We start from the raw sequence: 17,391 nt of genomic DNA on the forward strand, positions 1-17,391 counted from the left end.
ATAGCTGACGGGCATCCGTCAGCTATTTTTTATTCACTTAATAATGCACGGCGCAATTCTTCACTAGATTCGTTCCAAATCGCTTCATTATGTTCTTTCAAGAACGTACCAAGTACCTTTTTAGATGATTCATCCATATGGTCAACCATAATGTGACGCTTCAATGATTTATCCATTTTATTTACGTGTTCTGGAAGTGATTTATATCCGCGGCGAATCTCACGGTCAACTGTCATTTCACAAGCTGTTACACCTGCGTAATACGCACCTGTCGCAGTTCTTTCAATTGTTACCCAAACAAGCCAAAATGGTTTTCCATTTGGAACTTCATCTTTATTTGTTAAAAACTTAATACCTTTTTCTACAGTACTACGCGCATGCATCGCACCGATATCAACGAATGCAGTCTTCTCTAGTACATCAACAAATACGGGTGAAATGTTTTCTAAGCTTAATGCTCCAACACCAAATCCACCATGTCCATCTGTTGAATCATTTTTCACGATATTAAAACCGATTTTTTTCTTTTTCTCTGTCATATGTAAAATCCTCCTCACTTAAAAATTATAAAAGGCCAAAAATAGGCGCAATGATGCTGTCTAAAAATACAAATACATGCGGAATAACTACCTGGAAAATAGGTTGAATTGTGTAATTACTAAGCGGTGTAATAACGAGAATTAATAACGCAATTGCCCCGTATTTTTCATACTGTGTCATTTTCGCGCGAATATTTGCTGGCGCTAAATCTTCCACAACTCGATATCCATCAAGTGGCGGGATCGGTAATAAGTTAAATACAAGTAAAACGATATTCAGCATAATAAAAATCTGGAAAAATTGAGCTAACGTATCTGCCACTGCAGATGGAATTGAGTATAATACACCAAATTTTAATAAGCTATACCAAATAATTAAACCAATTGCACTTAAAATTAAGTTACTAATCGGCCCTGCAATTGACACTAATATACCTGCCAGACGCGGTCTTTTAAAGTTATATGGATTAACAGGAACTGGTCTTGCCCAACCGAATCCAAGAATTAATACTGCAATCAAACCGATAGGGTCTAAATGGGCCATCGGTGATAACGTTAAACGCCCTTGTCTCTTTGCTGTATCGTCCCCAAATTTATATGCAACATATGCATGTGCAAATTCATGAACGGATAGTGCAATAATAATTGCCATTGCTACTAACGGAATTTCGTGCAATGGATATCTAAATAACTGATCCATACTTCATCTCCTCTTCCATATGTCAAAAAAAGAAATTATTTGTTTTTTCGATTGTTCTTCCCCATAATCCGCTATAATAAGAGTGTAACTTACATAAAGGGAGCGATTGTACATGCCATACGTAACAGTGAAAATGCTAGAAGGACGCACAGAAGAACAAAAGAAAGCTCTTGCTGAGAAAGTAACAGCAGCAGTAAGCGAAACAACTGGTGCTCCTGAAGAAAACATCGTTGTTTTCATCGAAGAAATGTCTAAAAACCATTATGCAGTTGGCGGAAAACGCTTAAGCGACAAATAATTTCAAGTTTTTTCATAAGAAGCAGCCATTAGCTGCTTCTTATTTCTTTCCTTCTAACAACTCAATAATTCTCTCTTTATATTTTCCTTTTCTTCCATCTTCATAGATTAAATCATGTGGATAGAATAGCTTTTGATCCGTTCTTTTCTTACCTGTAATCGCCTCAACAATATCCGACTCACGTGAAAGCTCTCTAAGCTCTCCGTTTGGCATAAGAAGTAGGATTGGTAGACGCTCTTCTTCTTCTCCTGCACGATAAAAGTCATACGGTAAGTCTGATGTTGAATCAACTACTAAATAATACTCCGGATCAAGTCCAATCTTTTTAAATAAACTACTTAATTCCATCCAATTATCTAAACCGTGTTTATCTGTAAACTCTACATATTTAAATAGATTTCGATTCATAAAACGGCGGCATAAATCGCTTAAAATTGGATCTTCTTCTTCCTGCCATACTTGGAAGTAGTAATACATAACGTTCTCGTCTAACTTTAAATAATCCTCTACTGTTACTTCTTCTTCAAATAAAGAATAGAAATGAACAGGATGATTTTTGAATGTATAATACTTCTCGTGCAGTGATTTCGCACGGTGTAAAATCTTCGTTAAAATAACTTCTGCACTTCGCGTTACTGGGTGGAAATATACTTGCCAATACATTTGATAACGACTCATAATGTAATGCTCAACAGCATGCATACCACTATTTTTAATGACTACTTGATCCCCATACGGGCGCATTACACGCAGTATACGTTCCATATCGAAGTTTCCGTACTTTACGCCTGTAAAATAAGCATCTCTTAATAAATAATCCATACGATCCGCATCAATTTGGCTCGAAATCATACTAATTGCTAATTTATTAGTAGACGTTTTTGCAATTACATCTGCTACCTTTTGTGGAAACTCCTTATCAACACGACTTAATACATCATTAATCTCCGTATTGCCAACAATAATCTTTTGCGTAAATTTCTCATGATCTAATGAAAATACTTTTTCAAACGAGTGAGAAAATGGGCCGTGACCGACATCATGAAGTAATGCCGCACATAAACATAACAATCTATCTTCAGCATTCCAATTTGGTCTGCCATCAAACACATCATCAATCATACGACGAATAATTTCGTATACACCTAACGAATGAGTAAAGCGACTATGCTCTGCACCGTGAAATGTAAAAAATGTCGTTCCAAGCTGCTTAATACGGCGCAAGCGTTGAAATTCTTTCGTTCCGATTAAATCCCAAATAACACGATCACGCACGTGCACATATTTATGTACTGGGTCTTTAAACACTTTTGTTTCGCTGAGTTTGTCGTTTAAATATACCACTTTCCGACATCCCCCTTTCTTTACTACATTCTTACTTTATATTATAAACGAAATGAGAAACAGAAAGAAATGAAAGACTGTATTAATTCCCTTTATAAAAAGAAAAAATCACCTTTACCGAAGTAAAAGTGATTTCCTTTATACATTATTTACCTAAAACGAATTCAGCAACTTCGTCTAAGATCATATCTTTCCCAAGTGGGAAGTAACCTTTGTTTAAGTCTTCATTTTTAATTGTAAATACGTGGTTGTTTTTAACAGCGTTCATGTTTTTCCAAATTGATTCTTCTTGGAATTCTTTCAAGCGCTGAGAACCGTCACCAGTTGTAAACACGAATAAGTAGTCTGGGTTGTAATCGATTAAAGCTTCTTTTTGTACTTGTACTAACGGTTTATCAGTTGGTGTACCTTTAACTGCTGGTAGTTTTAAATCATTAAAGATTACGCTACCGTAACCGTAGTCACCGTATACGCGGAAAGCATTTGGATATGCAGCCATTTTCATAAATGTTGCTTCACCAGTTTTAGCGACGATTTTGTCATGTAATTTGCTTGCTTTTTCATCATACTTTTTGAACCATTCTGTTGTTTCTTTTTCTTTACCGAAGATTTGACCTACTTCTTCAAATTTTGGACGCCATTGATCTAATGGAGTGTTTAACATAACTGTTGGTGCAATTTTAGATAATTGATCATAAATCTTTTCTTGACGATTATTTACAAGAATTAAATCCGGTTTTGCAGCAGCTACTGCTTCGATGTTAATTTTATCGCCCCAAGCAGAACCAACTGGTTTAACGTCTTTTAGTTTCTTTTCAATATGTGCATCAATTTTTTCTTGAGATGTATTAGCAGTAATAACCGGTTTCATACCGAAAATTAATAATTCTTCTGTTGAACCACTAAGGTCAGCAATTTTCTTTGGGTTTGCAGGAATTTTAATTTCCCCTTTTGCATGTTTTACAGTGCGCTCTTCAGTCTTTGCATCTGCTTTCTTTTCTTCTTCTTTGTTAGAACAAGCTGCAAATAGTACAGAAGTCACAACTAGTACCATTGCTAATAGTGCCATTTTAAAATTCTTCATGTTCCCACTCCTTCTAGCTGTATTTATCTTATAAGTTACAACGAACTATAAGAAACAAATATAACAATTAATTAATATATATTTATTAATTGTTGTTAATAACCCATTCTAACGGGCGTTCAACTTCCCATTCTTATATAAGAAGCTCAACGTCCATTAGAAGTCCCCCTCTTCACGAGGGGGTTCTACTTATGCTTTTTTACGCAATTGATTACTAATCATCGCTAAATCATATGTTAAACAAATTGGCTTACAGTTTACTGGACATGGAACGATTTGAGCTTCAATCTCAAATACGTTACGAAGTGTTTCACTTGTCATAACTTCATCTGGCGTTCCTTGTTTCATTAACTTACCTGCTTTTAATGCAATCATATGATCGGAGAAACGAGAAGCGTGATTTAAGTCATGGATAACCATAACAATCGTTCTACCTTCTTCTTCATTTAACTTTTTCAATAAGTTTAATACTTCTAATTGATGAGCCATATCTAAGTACGTCGTTGGTTCATCCAATACAAGTAATTCTGTTCCTTGTGCAAGAGCCATTGCAATCCAAACACGTTGACGTTGACCGCCTGATAGCGCTTCTGCTGGACGATTCGCAAATTCTTTCATTCCTGTCACTTCAAGTGCCCAGTTAATATAGCGATAATCCTCTTCTTTCAACGTGCCAAACCCTTTTTGATGAGGGAATCTTCCATATGACACAAGCTCAAATACAGTAAGACCCGTTGGCACTTCTGCAGTTTGTGGTAAAATCGCCATTTTCTTTGCAATTTCTTTCGTTGGCTGTTTCTCAATTGCTTTTCCGTCAAGATAAACAGTACCTTGCTTTGCCTTCAAAATACGAGACGCCGTTTTTAATAATGTGGACTTCCCACAACCATTTGGTCCAATAATTGTTGTAATTTTCCCTTCCGGAATTTCAACTGTTAATCCATCAATAATTAAACCTTCATTATAGCCAACCGATACCGCATCCACCGCTAAAGTTGCCATACGAAAAGCCTCCCTTTATTTTGTCCTCATAAGTAAATAAATAAAATACGGTGCACCAATTACAGAAATAACAAGACCGACTGGTATTTCTGAAGTTGTTAGTACACTTCTTGAAATTACGTCTGCGAATAAAAGTAAAAACGTTCCTATTAGCGCAGCTGTGGGCAACATAATTTGATGTTTACCACCAACAAGGCGCCTTGCTAAATGCGGGGCCATTAAACCGATAAAGCCAATTCCGCCGGCAACAGCAACAGATGCCCCTGCTAAACAAACTGCAATAAATAATAATTTACGTCTTTCTTTTTCTACGTTTACACCAAGGCCAACTGCTGTAGAATCGCCTAGGTTCATTACATTTAATATGTGTGCTTTACTTATAGCAAGCGGTAAGAAAATAACCATCCATGGAAGTACACTTAATACGAATTTCCAATCTGTACCCCATAGACTTCCCGCCAGCCAAATCGTAGCAAAACGAAAATCGTTAGATGTCATCTTCATAGAGAAAATTAAACTAACAGCTCCAAATCCAGCTGCAACGGCAATACCGACTAGTATTAATCGAGTCGATGAAACGCCGTCTTTCCATGCTAGTAAATAAATAATTACCGCTGCTAATATTGCTCCAACTAGTGCGAAGAATGGGAGAATGAATACAGATAAAAATGTACCAGTCCCTACTTTCCCGAAGAAGAAGTAGACGAATATAACAACTGTTAATCCCGCTCCAGCATTAATACCTATAATACCTGGATCAGCAAGAGGATTTCGTGATAAACCTTGCAAAATCGCGCCTGACATAGCTAAAGCAGATCCGACTAGTATAGCAATTACCATACGCGGCATACGGAATTCAAATAAAATAACAGACTGATCTTCAGCCCCTAGTCCAACCAATGACTTTAATACGTCCATTGGCGGGATTTTAAAAGTTCCTGTATTTAAACTAATAAGAAATATAGAAACGATTAGTCCTACTAAAATCGTTAATATAGAAATGTTCTTTTTTGTTAAGACACTCGTCCTCACATCTTTCCTCTCCCTTCATTACGTGCTAAGTAGAGGAAGAATGGAACCCCAATTAGCGCTGTAATTGCTCCAATTGGCGTTTCAAATGGCGGGTTAATAACGCGAGATAACATATCTGCACATTCAATTAACAGCCCACCTAAGACCGCAGAACATGGAATAACCCATCTATAGTCCGAGCCTACGAGGAAACGAGTCATATGCGGAATTACAAGACCAACAAATCCAACTGATCCTGCCATGGAAACTGCGGAACCCGTTAAAACAAGAACAAGTACTGTTCCGATAAATTTAATCAATGTCGTATTTTGACCAAGTCCAATCGCAATTTCTTCACCGAAGCTCAAAATTGTAATATATCTCGACATCATAATTGCGATAAAAAGACAAATAAGGCCAATTGGCACTAACATATTAATACTTTGCCATTTCACTCCAGCGACTCCGCCTGCATTCCACATACTCACCTCTTGGGCAAGATTGAAATACAATGCGATTCCAGATGAAATTGCCCCTAATAAAGCACTAATAGCTGCACCTGCTAAAGCTAATTTCACAGGTGTTAATCCACCTGGTGAAGAAGATCCAATTCCATATACAATGCTTGCACCAAACGCAGCTCCAATAAAAGATGCGATAACAAACATTAAATAAGGTGAATTAGGGAAAAATGCATACATAATTGCAATTCCAAATACAGCTCCATCTGTAATCCCCATTAACGATGGTGAAGCAAGTGGATTTCGCGTCATACCTTGCATAATTGCTCCTGATACCGCTAAAAAGGCACCTGCAACTACGCCCCCTATTGCTCTAGGCATGCGAAGCTCTTGAATTACGTTATGATGTGTAATAGATCCATCAAACTGAAATACAGCTTGCCATACAGTCTTTAAACTAATATCTGCAGCCCCAAAAGAAATAGAAACTGCCATGCTTAAAGCTAACAAAATTGTACCCGCTACTAAAATAATAGAAGCGATGAGCGGTCTGCTCTTAATCTCTTTAACATTCTCTTCTTGCTGTTCTATACTGCTTGCGCTCGCTTCCATCCCTCAACCATCCTAACCAACAACATATATTTATTGAAATGAAATTTATTCTCAAATAGTAATAAAAAAATTAGGTGAATTGTTATTTCCCTGATAATGATTCTCAGAATCAGACACTTCTATTCTACCTATCGCTTTAAAAGACTGTCAACCATTATTTTGAAATATAAATTTATACAAATTGGTATTTTAATACAAAAGTTATGTTCATCCTTTAGAAAATGTTCGTCCACACAAGAGTACTTTCGCAGAATAAATCATTCCTCTTATGGGCATAAAAAAAGAAGAGTAATCTTTTCACTCTTCTTTTTCTTACTTATTTAACTTCGCTTCAATTTTCACGATTAACTCATCTTCTGTTGGAGCCGCAACTGGACGGTTATTTACAAATGCGAATGATTTTTTACGACCAGGACCACAGTAAGACTGACATCCAACTTCAATCGTTGCACATGAATCTACTTTTTTTAACTTCGGAACTAACGTTTTAATGTTCGTTGCCTGACAGTCATCGCACACGCGAAACTCGTTTCCCATTACATAACACTTCCTCTATTTTAAACTTTTCTCAAGTACATTTAAAAATAAACACTAAATGGTATTTTACCGCTCTTTGAAGCTCGTTGCAAGTTTCCCTACAAAGCCTATTCTCTACATAATGATACATATTTATATGCTCTCCTACAGAAGCGCTCACCATTCATGGGAAAATTTTTACCTTTCATCGAAATCTACCATATTTTTAAAAGCTTTGTATAAAAGTTTATTTTTTTGCCCATTATAAAAATAGGAAGTTCATAAAAAGAAAGGGAGTTGAATCTATGAAAGTAAGACAAGATGCTTGGACAGATGAGGATGATTTATTACTTGCTGAAACGGTACTTCGTCATGTTAGAGAAGGAAGTACGCAATTAAATGCATTTGAGGAAGTAGGGGATCAGTTAAATCGTACATCTGCTGCTTGTGGTTTCCGCTGGAATGCTGTTGTTCGCTATAGCTATGAACAAGCTCTTCAACTAGCAAAAAAACATCGTAAAGATAAAATGCGTGCTGCAAGCGGTGAACAAGCGAAAAAACGTTTACTTTATACACCACCAGCTTCAGATTCGATAACTGATTATGAAGAATTAGTACAAGAAGAATCAATCGTACAATATAAAGAAGCTATTCCATATCAAGAATCTACTGCTCCTGCTGCAAGAAGCTCTATGACAATGCAAGATGTTATTTATTTTTTACAAACAGTCGGATCTTCAAATATAAAAGTGACAGCTCTTGAAAACGAGAATACGAGATTGAAACAAGAAATTAAAGCACAAATCCTTCGGAATGAGGAACTAGAAAAGAAACTAGAAAAATTAGAAAAGCAATCTCATACTGTACAAGAAGATTACGAAACACTTATGAACATTATGAACCGTGCTCGTAAATTGGCAGTCATGGATGACGAAGAACGTTCTCAAACATCTTTCCGAATGGACCGAAACGGTAATTTAGAAAAAATTGCAGAATAAGAAGGATGCATGCAATGCATCCTTTTTATTATTTCACCTTTAAGCTCCCCCTTTATATGTGAGAAAACTCCATTCTTCATTTTTTGCTATAATAGAGATTGTCATTTTAAAGATAAGGGGTTAGTTATATGAGCAATTCCCGTTCCATTTTATCTCAGCCAGAGTGGCGCATTGTAGATCAGTCTAGTTTGGGACCAACATTCCATGCACTTCAGTCATTCGCAATGGATGACACATTATGCACAAGCATTGGAAATGGCAAGTCAGCCGCAACAATGCGTTCTTGGGTTCATCACAATACAATTGTCCTTGGCATTCAAGATTCACGCCTTCCGCATTTAGAAGAAGGTATTTCTTTTTTAAAACAACACAACTTCAATGTTATTGTTCGTAATTCTGGCGGGCTTGCAGTCGTGCTTGATGAAGGTGTTTTAAACGTATCACTTTTATTCCAAGAAACAGAAAAAGGTATCGATATTGATCTTGGATACGATACAATGTGGCATTTGATTAAGGAGATGTTAAAGGATTACGACGTTACTATCGAGGCAAAAGAAATTGTTGGCTCTTACTGTCCTGGTAGTTATGACTTAAGTATTCGCGATCAAAAATTCGCTGGTATTTCACAACGTCGTATTCGCGGGGGGGTCGCTGTCCAAATTTATCTCTGTGCTACCGGAAGTGGCTCTGAGCGTGCCGCACTCATTCGTGATTTCTACAACCTAGCAATTCAAGGAGAAGAAACACGCTTTACGTACCCTGAAATTGTACCAAGTACGATGGCCTCACTCTCAGAATTACTTGGCGAAACCATTACAGTACAAGATTTAATGATGCGTCTTTTAAAAACATTGCAGCAATTCGCTCCAAAGTTAACACCATCTCAATTAACAATAGATGAGATTCCTTTATATGAGACGAATTTACAACGTATTATTGATCGTAATAATAAAGCACTTGGCTTAGAAAAATAAAGACCGTCGCTATTATAGCGACGGTCTTTATTTCAATTCATTATAGAATTAAAGTGCTTGAGCTGCTGTAATTAAAGCTAACTTGTACACTTCTTCTTCGTTACATCCACGAGACAGATCATTTACAGGCATGTTTAAGCCTTGTAAGATTGGTCCTACTGCTTCGAAGTTACCTAAACGTTGAGCGATTTTGTAGCCAATATTACCAGCTTCTAAGCTTGGGAATACGAATACGTTAGCATCACCTTTAATTGTAGAACCTGGAGCTTTTTTCTCAGCTACAGATGGTACGAATGCAGCATCGAATTGGAATTCTCCATCTAAAGTTAACTCAGGAGCCATTTCTTTTGCAATGCGAGTTGCTTCTACAACTTTTTCTGTTTCTGGAGATTTCGCAGAACCTTTTGTAGAGAAGCTTAACATAGCAACGCGTGGATCAATGCCGAATAACTCAGCAGTTTTCGCACTTTCGATACCGATTTCAGCTAAATCTTGGCTGTTTGGTGCAATGTTAATTGCGCAATCAGCGAATACATATTTCTCTTCTTCACGTACCATGATGAATACGCCAGAAGTTTTTGTAACGCCTGGTTTTGTTTTAATAATTTGAAGTGCTGGACGAACTGTATCAGCTGTAGAGTGAGCTGCACCACTTACTAAACCGTGTGCTTTGCCCATGTATACAAGCATTGTACCGAAGTAGTTTTCGTCTTTAAGGATTTTGCGAGCGTCTTCTTCAGTTGCTTTACCTTTACGGCGTTCAACGAAAGATGCTACCATTGCATCCATTTCTTCGTATGTAGCTGGGTCGTAAATATCAACGCCTGCTAATGTTAAATTCATGCTAGCAGCTTTTGCGCTAATTTCTTCCTTATTACCAACTAAGATTGGTTTTACTAACTCTTCTTTTGCTAAACGCTCTGCAGCGCCTAAAATTCTTTCATCAGTTCCTTCAGGAAGTACGATAGAAATGCCTTTTCCTTGAACTTTTTCTTTTACTGTTGTAAATAAGTTGCTCACGAATAAACCCTCCTACATATGTTAAAAAAACTCTATCTTTAAGAATACTGCTTTTCTTCTATATTTTAAACTTATAGCTCCCAAAAAATAGATAAAATAAAAATGATTATATTTTCATAAAATTCAGCCGTTAAATTCACCTTGCTTAAACACTTAAATGTGACAATTTTATGCGCCAAGGTTTTATATAGATGATTTTAAAACTATATATGCTATAGTTAACGTGTAAAACTATCATTAACTGAGGTGAATAGAATGAGTGAAGCAACAACAACGTTAGATGGCTGGTATTGTTTACATGATTTACGTTCTATTGATTGGGCTGCATGGAAAACATTATCTAGCGACGAACGCGGACAAGCAGTGTCTGAATTTTTAAATGTCGTTGAAAAATGGAACGAAGTAGCTACTGCGAAAAAAGGTAGTCACGCAATGTATACAGTTGTTGGCCAAAAAGCTGATATTATGCTTATGATTTTACGTCCAACAATGGAAGAGTTAAATGAAATTGAGACAGAATTGAATAAAACAACTTTAGCTGAATATATGGTTCCTGCATATTCTTACGTATCTGTTGTTGAATTAAGCAACTACCTTCCAGCTGATGAGGATCCATACCAAAACCCGCAAATTTTAGCTCGTTTATATCCTGAATTACCGAAAGCAAATCATATTTGCTTCTATCCAATGGATAAGCGTCGCCAAGGTGATGACAACTGGTACATGCTTCCTATGGAAGAACGTAAAAAAATGATGTACAGCCATAGTAAAATTGGTCGTCAATACGCAGGTAAAGTACGCCAAGTGATTTCAGGATCTGTTGGATTCGACGATTTCGAATGGGGCGTAACATTATTCGCTGACGATGTTCTTCAATTTAAGAAACTTATATACGAAATGCGCTTCGATGAAGTAAGTGCTCGTTATGGTGAATTTGGAACATTCTTCGTTGGAAACATTTTACCAGACGAAAAAGTAGAGAAATTTTTACACATATAAATGGTGAAAAGGAACGAAATTCGTTCCTTTTTTTATTCTTCTCTATATTTATCCTCAAAAATCTCCTTTTTTCTACACTTTTGAAGAAAAACCAACATTTTTTCAAATTTCTTGTAAAATTGTAACCTTTTTATATGTAAAGATATGCTAAAATGATACGAGCTATATGCTAAATAACGATGCGAAGGTGATAATCTATATGAAAAAAATCTTGTCTATTTTACTATTGCTTGTATTGTCAATTTCTTCCTTAGGAGTAACAACATCCCATGCGGAAGAAAAAATACATATTGAGGCGGCGGCTGCACTTTTATTTGATGCAGATACAGGAAAAATACTTCACGAGCAAAATCCAGATGAATTGCTAGCTATTGCTAGTATGTCAAAATTAATTGTTGTTTACGCTGTTTTAGAAGCAATTAAAGAAGGAAAAATCACATGGGATACGAAAGTAAATATTTCTGATTACGCTTATGAAGTCTCTCGTAATAATGAATTCTCTAATGTACCGTTCGAAAAAGGACGTCAATATACTGTAAAAGAATTATATCATTCTATTGTTATATTCTCTGCAAATGGATCTAGTATTGCTTTAGCAGAACTTCTTGCAGGAAGTGAGAAAAACTTCTTAAATCTTGCAAATGAACATGCTAAAAAGCTAGGATTAAAGAAATATAAATTTGTAAACGCTACTGGCTTAAATAACGCTGACTTAAAAGGAAAACATCCTGAGGGTACTGATCCAAATGCAGAAAACTCTATGTCAGCTCGTGATATGGGTATGCTTTCAAAAGCAATGATTACAAAGTATCCAGAAATGCTAGAGGATACAAAACAAAGATTTAGAAACTTCCCAGACAATCACCCAAAACCAATTCGTATGGAAAACTGGAATTGGATGTTACCAGGAGCTGCTTTCGCTTATGAAGGTACTGATGGTTTAAAAACCGGAAGTTCTGATACAGCTGGATACGGATTTACCATTACTGCTAAACGTGGTGATGTACGTCTTATCTCGGTTATTATTAAAACAAAATCAATGGATGAACGTTTCACGGAATCTCGTGAATTAATCGAATATGGATTTAATAACTTTGAAAAACAAAAACTAAAAGTTAATAAAAACAATACAATCTCTGTAGTAAAAGGGAAAGAAGACCAAGTAACTGTTGCACCCGAAAAAGAAATAACAGTAATTGCGAAAAAAGGTAGCAAAGAGCCTTATAAAATTGGAACTGAATTAGATAAATCTCTTTCTGAAGATGGACATTTAGTTGCACCTATTAAGAAAGATACCAAAGTAGGCTCAATTACTTTAGAATCAACTGATAAATATGGTTTCTTAGACGGTAGTAAAAGTATGAAAGTTACTGCAAAAACGACAGAGGAAGTTGAAAAAGCAAATTGGTTTGTGTTAACAATGCGCTCTATTGGTGATTTCTTCTCAAACTTATGGTCTAGAGTTTTTTAATAAAAAAGCTGGCTCACGCTAGCTTTTTTTATTTTCCACTCTCAATGTAAAACTTCGTTTGGTTGTCATATCTGAGTCCTTTTCCTCATACGTATGAACTAGTAATTGTTCCACACTTCATCTAGAGATAAAGTAAAACTTTAATCAGTGGGGGAATCCCCCGCTGATTATTAGTTGAACCAATCGGGCGTTTACGGGCAGTTTGATCTCCCATCTAATTTCTTTACTTCAACCAAATTTTAGGGCAGGAGTCTTACTGCCCGTTAATGCGGGATAAACCTCTTTCCAAAAGGTATTACAAAAAGAGAGGTGACACATAATGGGCGTTATTGCTTATAACGAAGAAGATGTAAAGTTGTTGGCTAGACTGATGCGTGCTGAAGCCGAAGGAGAAGGGCAACAAGGAATGTTAATGGTCGGAAACGTTGGGGTAAATCGTGTCCGCGGAAATTGTTTAGACTTTAAAAGCATTCGTAATTTACGTCAAATGGTTTATCAAAACCCCGGCGGTTTTGAAGCAACGCAAAAAGGATATTTTTATCAACGGGCACGCGAACAAGATATTGCCCTAGCGAGACGGACCATTCAAGGGCAACGTTTTTGGCCTGCCAACTTTGCCTTATGGTTCTTTAGACCTGAAGGTCCTTGTCCACCAACTTGGTATAACCAACAAAACTCTGGTCGCTTTAAAAAGCACTGCTTCTTCCAGCCATCTGCTGGAGACTGCCCTAGCGTATATTAAGGAATAAAAATGAGGAGGGATTTTTGAATGGCACAGCAACAAAATCCATACTATGGAACAGGTTTTTATCAACCATCTGGAACTTATGTACAACCGCAACAAATGACTCAACAACAGCAGCAAGCGATGCAACAACAAACAGCTCAAGCTGCGCAAGCTCAATATGCAATTTCTCAAGGCATGTTACCTCTAGAGCAATCCTATATTGAAAATATCCTTCGTTTAAACAAAGGTAAGCAAGCTACGGTTGTAATGACCTATGAACGTGGCAGTTCCCTTGGCACACAATCTTATACAGGTATTATTGAAGCAGCTGGCCGTGACCATATCGTTATTAGTGAACCGCAATCAGGAAAACGCTATTTACTACTAATGATCTACTTAGATTACGTAGAATTTCCAGAAGAAATTACGTATTTACCTAGTCAACAAGCAACTTATACTCCAAGACCATAAAAAAAGCTGGCAAATGCCAGCTTTTGTTTTTTTATAATCCTTTTACAACTGCAGTCCCTACTAGGATCCACGCCACAATAAACGCTACACCACCAAGAGGTGTAATTGGACCAAAGAACTTAATACCTGTCGTACTTAATGCATACAAACTACCTGAGAACATAATAATTCCAGCTACCATTAGCCAACCAGCAGTAGTTAAAAGTGATGATTGAACCTTATCCATCAATAAAGCAACTACGAATAGTCCACCTGCATGAAACATTTGATATGTAACGCCTGTTTTCCACACTTCTAACATTTTTGCAGAAATTTTATTTTCTAAACCGTGTGCTCCAAAGGCCCCTAATGCAACAGATAGCCCCGCTGCAATACAACCTAGTAAAAAGAAAATTTTCATCTTAATTCCCCTTTTTTACCTTTATCATAAGCAATTTTTGCATATAAGCCAAACGATTTATCTTCTAAAAATCAAATAAAGAATTACCGTTTGCATCACTTTCTTTTATATATACTGGCTCCCCAGAAACAGGTGCAATTGGTTGCATAGTTGTTACTGGTTGTGATCCAATTACTTGTGATGGAATTTGCGGTTCTCTATATGTAGATGTTTCAACTTGTTCATCTAATAATAAGTCACATAAAGCACGCACAACTAATAAATGTTCTTTTGACTTTTGTCCTTCACTACTTTTTGCCTTCGCAATTTCATTCGCCATTTTATTTAAAATCTTGTCGCTAGATATTTGCATTCCTTCTCACCTCGTACTTTGTAATTCTTTCTCGAATTGCCCCAATTTCTCTACTGAACCAAATACTATTATCATATCACGTTCTTTCAATTTTTCCTGCCCTGCTGGATTATGTATAATATCCCCATTTCTTGAAATCGCTAATATTGTTACATCAAACTGATTCCTTACATTACTCTCTAGTAACGATTTACCAACTAATATTGAATCTTTTCCAACTAGAATTTCTTCAATGACAAATGACTGTTCTATTCCATACAACACTGTATCAATATAATGAACGGTTAATGGATTTGCAATACCTTTTGCGATATGAATACCTGCCATACTAGATGGATTAATAACCTTATTTGCACCGGCGCGCCTTAATTTCTCTTCAGTTTCTGGCTTTTCAGATCTCGCCACAATTTTAATCGTATCGTTTAACCCTCTTGCTGTTAATGTAATAAATACATTTTCGGCATCATTTGCAACAATAGCAACTAAACCAGCTGCTTTTAAAATTCCGGCATTATGTAATACTTGATCTTCCGTTGCATCTCCATGTACAAATAAAAGCTTTTCCTGTTCCAATATACTTTCATCTTTATCAACAACGACAAATGGAATATTCTTTTCTTGCAATTCATGTACAACTTGAAGCCCCACTCTACCGCAACCACATACTATAATATGATTTTTCAACTGCGCTATTTGTTTATCCATCTTCTTCCTCCGTACTGCATGAAATAAATTCCCTTCAATAATCATAGCTGCCACTACCCCAATTGCATACGTAACAATACCTACGCCAACAGGAATAATAAGAAGCGCAAATACTTTCCCCGCTTGCGTTACAGGAACAGCATCTCCGTATCCAACAGTCAATACAGTAATCATTGTCATCCAAAATGCTTGAAACAAACTAATCTCTTCAATCGTCATAAATCCTATCGTTCCTAGAATTACAACAAAAGTCATACATATAACTGCTATCCATAATTGCTTACGTGCATTCATACCGTGTTTCAACTCTTTTCTCTATCTACAATCTTTGCCAGTGGAAATAAAATACGTATATACTAGATACGGAATCTATGAAAGAGGTTGATATAATGAAGACATTTCTTTCCGCCTTACAATGGGCACTATTTATTTTAGCTGGAAGCCTTATTGTACCAATTAGTGTCGCAACTAGTTATGGTCTTGATGGCGCTGAAGCCATTGCATTCGTACAAAGAACATTATTTGTTCTAGGCTTTGCTGGTCTCTTGCAAGCTATATTTGGGCATAAACTTCCTATTCAAGAAGGTCCTGCTGGCCTTTGGTGGGGAATTTTCTCCCTTTATGCGAGTTTAGGCGTCGTATTATTTGGATCAAGCAATGAGACACTTAAAGTTCTTCAATATGCTTTCTTATTAAGCGGTATTATTTGTATTATTCTTAGCGTTTTTGGACTTATTGATAAACTCGTTCGCTATTTTACACCGACAGTCATTGGAACGTATTTATTTCTTCTTGTTGCGCAGCTTAGTGGCTCCTTCTTAAAGGGAATGTTTGGCCTTGATGGAAAACATACAGAAGTACAACCTAACGTATTTATTCTTTCACTCATTGTTATTTTACTATCCTTTTTCATCATGAAGCTACCTATTATTGGACAATATTCCGTTCTTTTCAGTATCGTATGCGGCTGGATATTATTCGCATGTTTCGGATTATCTAATCCAATAACACCAGTGACAGACATAATCCGTTTTCCATCCTTATTTGTTTTCGGAATGCCTCGTGTTGAATGGAACATGGTAATTACGGTCATTTTCGTTACACTCTTACTTCTAACAAATATGTTAGCAAGTATTCGCGTTGTACAAAAGGTTGTCTCTAAATATGAAGAAAACGCTGCATCAGATCGTTTTAAACAAGCTGGCATTATAACAGGAATCAACCAATTGCTAGGCGGCCTATTTTCAGCTATTGGGCCTGTCGCTATTTCTGGATCAGCAGGTTTTATTGCAACGACTAATATTTATAAACGTCTCCCGTTTATATTAGGGTCAAGCTTTATTATTGTCGTTAGTATATTTCCAAAGATTACTTCATTCTTTGCAGCAATCCCTGTTGCAGTTGGTTATGCCGCTATTTATCCTGTATTCGCAAGCATGATTGGTCTCGCCTTTCGAGAATACGAAACTGTCCAGGATAAAGAACGATTATTTAAAGTAGCCGGTCTTTCAATCTTTACAGGAGTCGGAGTTATGTTTGTTCCAGCAGGAGCATATTCCACACTTCCACCATTTCTAGCATCGTTTTTAAGTAATGGTCTCGTTCTTGGATCTGTAATGGCAATCTTGCTAGAAATACTATTTTCTCGTTCCGCTGCAAAACAAATATCGTAAATTGGAAAACTTCCATTATTGCACTCTACCTTTA

20 protein-coding genes are annotated in these 17,391 nt (G+C 36.6%); 8 read left to right on the top strand and 12 right to left on the bottom strand.

Features of this window, described 5'->3' with window-relative positions; genetic code table 11:
* Positions 1–29 precede the first annotated feature (29 nt).
* Together C3Y97_RS27090 and C3Y97_RS27095 are read right to left on the bottom strand one after the other, a co-directional pair.
* Positions 30–539, bottom strand: a complete 510-nt coding sequence (locus C3Y97_RS27090; RefSeq protein WP_000136678.1) for a YwhD family protein — start codon at positions 537–539, stop codon at positions 30–32.
* A 25-nt stretch (positions 540–564) separates the two neighbouring features.
* The gene (locus C3Y97_RS27095; protein ID WP_000372445.1) at positions 565–1,239 is read right to left on the bottom strand and encodes a site-2 protease family protein; all 675 of its coding nucleotides are present in this window, start codon (positions 1,237–1,239) and stop codon (positions 565–567) included.
* Positions 1,240–1,351: 112 nt separating this feature from the next.
* Between C3Y97_RS27095 and C3Y97_RS27100 the strand changes: the two genes are divergently transcribed.
* Positions 1,352–1,537: a 2-hydroxymuconate tautomerase gene (locus C3Y97_RS27100; RefSeq protein ID WP_001147171.1), complete on the top strand. Its 186-nt coding sequence runs from the start codon at positions 1,352–1,354 to the stop codon at positions 1,535–1,537.
* A gap of 39 nt (positions 1,538–1,576) precedes the next feature.
* Here C3Y97_RS27100 and C3Y97_RS27105 read toward each other — a convergent pair whose 3' ends face one another.
* The 6 genes from C3Y97_RS27105 to C3Y97_RS27130 form a co-directional block, all read right to left on the bottom strand.
* Positions 1,577–2,881 carry an HD domain-containing protein gene (locus C3Y97_RS27105; RefSeq protein WP_000262741.1) on the bottom strand — a complete coding sequence of 435 codons (1,305 nt, stop codon included), beginning with the start codon at positions 2,879–2,881 and terminating at the stop codon, positions 1,577–1,579.
* A 145-nt stretch (positions 2,882–3,026) separates the two neighbouring features.
* Complete coding sequence (locus tag C3Y97_RS27110; protein ID WP_136363722.1) at positions 3,027–3,965, bottom strand: ABC transporter substrate-binding protein; 939 nt, start codon at positions 3,963–3,965, stop codon at positions 3,027–3,029.
* A 189-nt stretch (positions 3,966–4,154) separates the two neighbouring features.
* Positions 4,155–4,967 (bottom strand): ABC transporter ATP-binding protein, encoded by an 813-nt coding sequence (locus C3Y97_RS27115; protein ID WP_000212068.1) that lies wholly within the window; start codon positions 4,965–4,967, stop codon positions 4,155–4,157.
* A 15-nt stretch (positions 4,968–4,982) separates the two neighbouring features.
* Positions 4,983–5,999, bottom strand: a complete 1,017-nt coding sequence (locus C3Y97_RS27120; protein WP_001260757.1) for a FecCD family ABC transporter permease — start codon at positions 5,997–5,999, stop codon at positions 4,983–4,985.
* The gene (locus C3Y97_RS27125; protein WP_000388293.1) at positions 5,996–7,051 is read right to left on the bottom strand and encodes a FecCD family ABC transporter permease; all 1,056 of its coding nucleotides are present in this window, start codon (positions 7,049–7,051) and stop codon (positions 5,996–5,998) included. Before C3Y97_RS27125 ends, C3Y97_RS27120 begins: the two co-directional genes overlap by 4 nt.
* 312 nt (positions 7,052–7,363) lie before the next feature.
* Positions 7,364–7,588 carry a YuzB family protein gene (locus tag C3Y97_RS27130; protein ID WP_000526071.1) on the bottom strand — a complete coding sequence of 75 codons (225 nt, stop codon included), beginning with the start codon at positions 7,586–7,588 and terminating at the stop codon, positions 7,364–7,366.
* 284 nt (positions 7,589–7,872) lie between these two features.
* Between C3Y97_RS27130 and C3Y97_RS27135 the strand changes: the two genes are divergently transcribed.
* Positions 7,873–8,565, top strand: a complete 693-nt coding sequence (locus C3Y97_RS27135) for an RsfA family transcriptional regulator (protein ID WP_000868358.1) — start codon at positions 7,873–7,875, stop codon at positions 8,563–8,565.
* A gap of 128 nt (positions 8,566–8,693) precedes the next feature.
* Positions 8,694–9,539 (top strand): octanoyl-[GcvH]:protein N-octanoyltransferase, encoded by an 846-nt coding sequence (gene lipL, locus C3Y97_RS27140; RefSeq protein WP_136363723.1) that lies wholly within the window; start codon positions 8,694–8,696, stop codon positions 9,537–9,539.
* Positions 9,540–9,587: 48 nt separating this feature from the next.
* On the opposite strand, the gene pta is transcribed toward lipL, so the two are convergent.
* Positions 9,588–10,559: a phosphate acetyltransferase gene (gene pta, locus C3Y97_RS27145; protein WP_000067215.1), complete on the bottom strand. Its 972-nt coding sequence runs from the start codon at positions 10,557–10,559 to the stop codon at positions 9,588–9,590.
* Between the two features lie 255 nt (positions 10,560–10,814).
* Here pta and hemQ point away from each other — a divergent pair, with 255 nt between their 5' ends.
* The 4 genes from hemQ to gerQ all read left to right on the top strand — a co-directional run bounded on the left by hemQ (position 10,815) and on the right by gerQ (position 14,227).
* Positions 10,815–11,558, top strand: coding sequence for a hydrogen peroxide-dependent heme synthase (gene hemQ, locus C3Y97_RS27150; protein ID WP_001287595.1), 744 nt, complete (start codon positions 10,815–10,817; stop codon positions 11,556–11,558).
* A gap of 199 nt (positions 11,559–11,757) precedes the next feature.
* A complete protein-coding gene (locus tag C3Y97_RS27155; RefSeq protein WP_000722871.1) occupies positions 11,758–13,029 on the top strand; it encodes a serine hydrolase in 1,272 nt (423 codons plus the stop codon).
* Positions 13,030–13,348: 319 nt separating this feature from the next.
* Entirely contained in the window at positions 13,349–13,771 is a 423-nt protein-coding gene (cwlJ, locus tag C3Y97_RS27160) for a cell wall hydrolase CwlJ (protein ID WP_000538168.1), read from the top strand.
* Positions 13,772–13,798: 27 nt separating this feature from the next.
* Positions 13,799–14,227 (top strand): spore coat protein GerQ, encoded by a 429-nt coding sequence (gerQ, locus tag C3Y97_RS27165; RefSeq protein WP_000068652.1) that lies wholly within the window; start codon positions 13,799–13,801, stop codon positions 14,225–14,227.
* A 31-nt stretch (positions 14,228–14,258) separates the two neighbouring features.
* Here gerQ and C3Y97_RS27170 read toward each other — a convergent pair whose 3' ends face one another.
* From C3Y97_RS27170 to C3Y97_RS27180, 3 genes are all read right to left on the bottom strand, one after another.
* Positions 14,259–14,627, bottom strand: coding sequence for a DUF423 domain-containing protein (locus tag C3Y97_RS27170; RefSeq protein WP_000688315.1), 369 nt, complete (start codon positions 14,625–14,627; stop codon positions 14,259–14,261).
* A gap of 64 nt (positions 14,628–14,691) precedes the next feature.
* The gene (locus C3Y97_RS27175; protein ID WP_001167352.1) at positions 14,692–14,979 is read right to left on the bottom strand and encodes a YwdI family protein; all 288 of its coding nucleotides are present in this window, start codon (positions 14,977–14,979) and stop codon (positions 14,692–14,694) included.
* 6 nt (positions 14,980–14,985) lie between these two features.
* The gene (locus C3Y97_RS27180; RefSeq protein WP_000993980.1) at positions 14,986–15,978 is read right to left on the bottom strand and encodes a potassium channel family protein; all 993 of its coding nucleotides are present in this window, start codon (positions 15,976–15,978) and stop codon (positions 14,986–14,988) included.
* A gap of 95 nt (positions 15,979–16,073) precedes the next feature.
* Between C3Y97_RS27180 and C3Y97_RS27185 the strand changes: the two genes are divergently transcribed.
* On the top strand, positions 16,074–17,357 hold the full coding sequence (locus C3Y97_RS27185) for a purine/pyrimidine permease (RefSeq protein ID WP_000847034.1): 1,284 nt from the start codon (positions 16,074–16,076) through the stop codon (positions 17,355–17,357).
* Positions 17,358–17,391 lie beyond the last annotated feature (34 nt).

The organism is Bacillus sp. DU-106 (assembly GCF_004799705.1).
Lineage (GTDB): Bacteria > Bacillota > Bacilli > Bacillales > Bacillaceae_G > Bacillus_A > Bacillus_A cereus.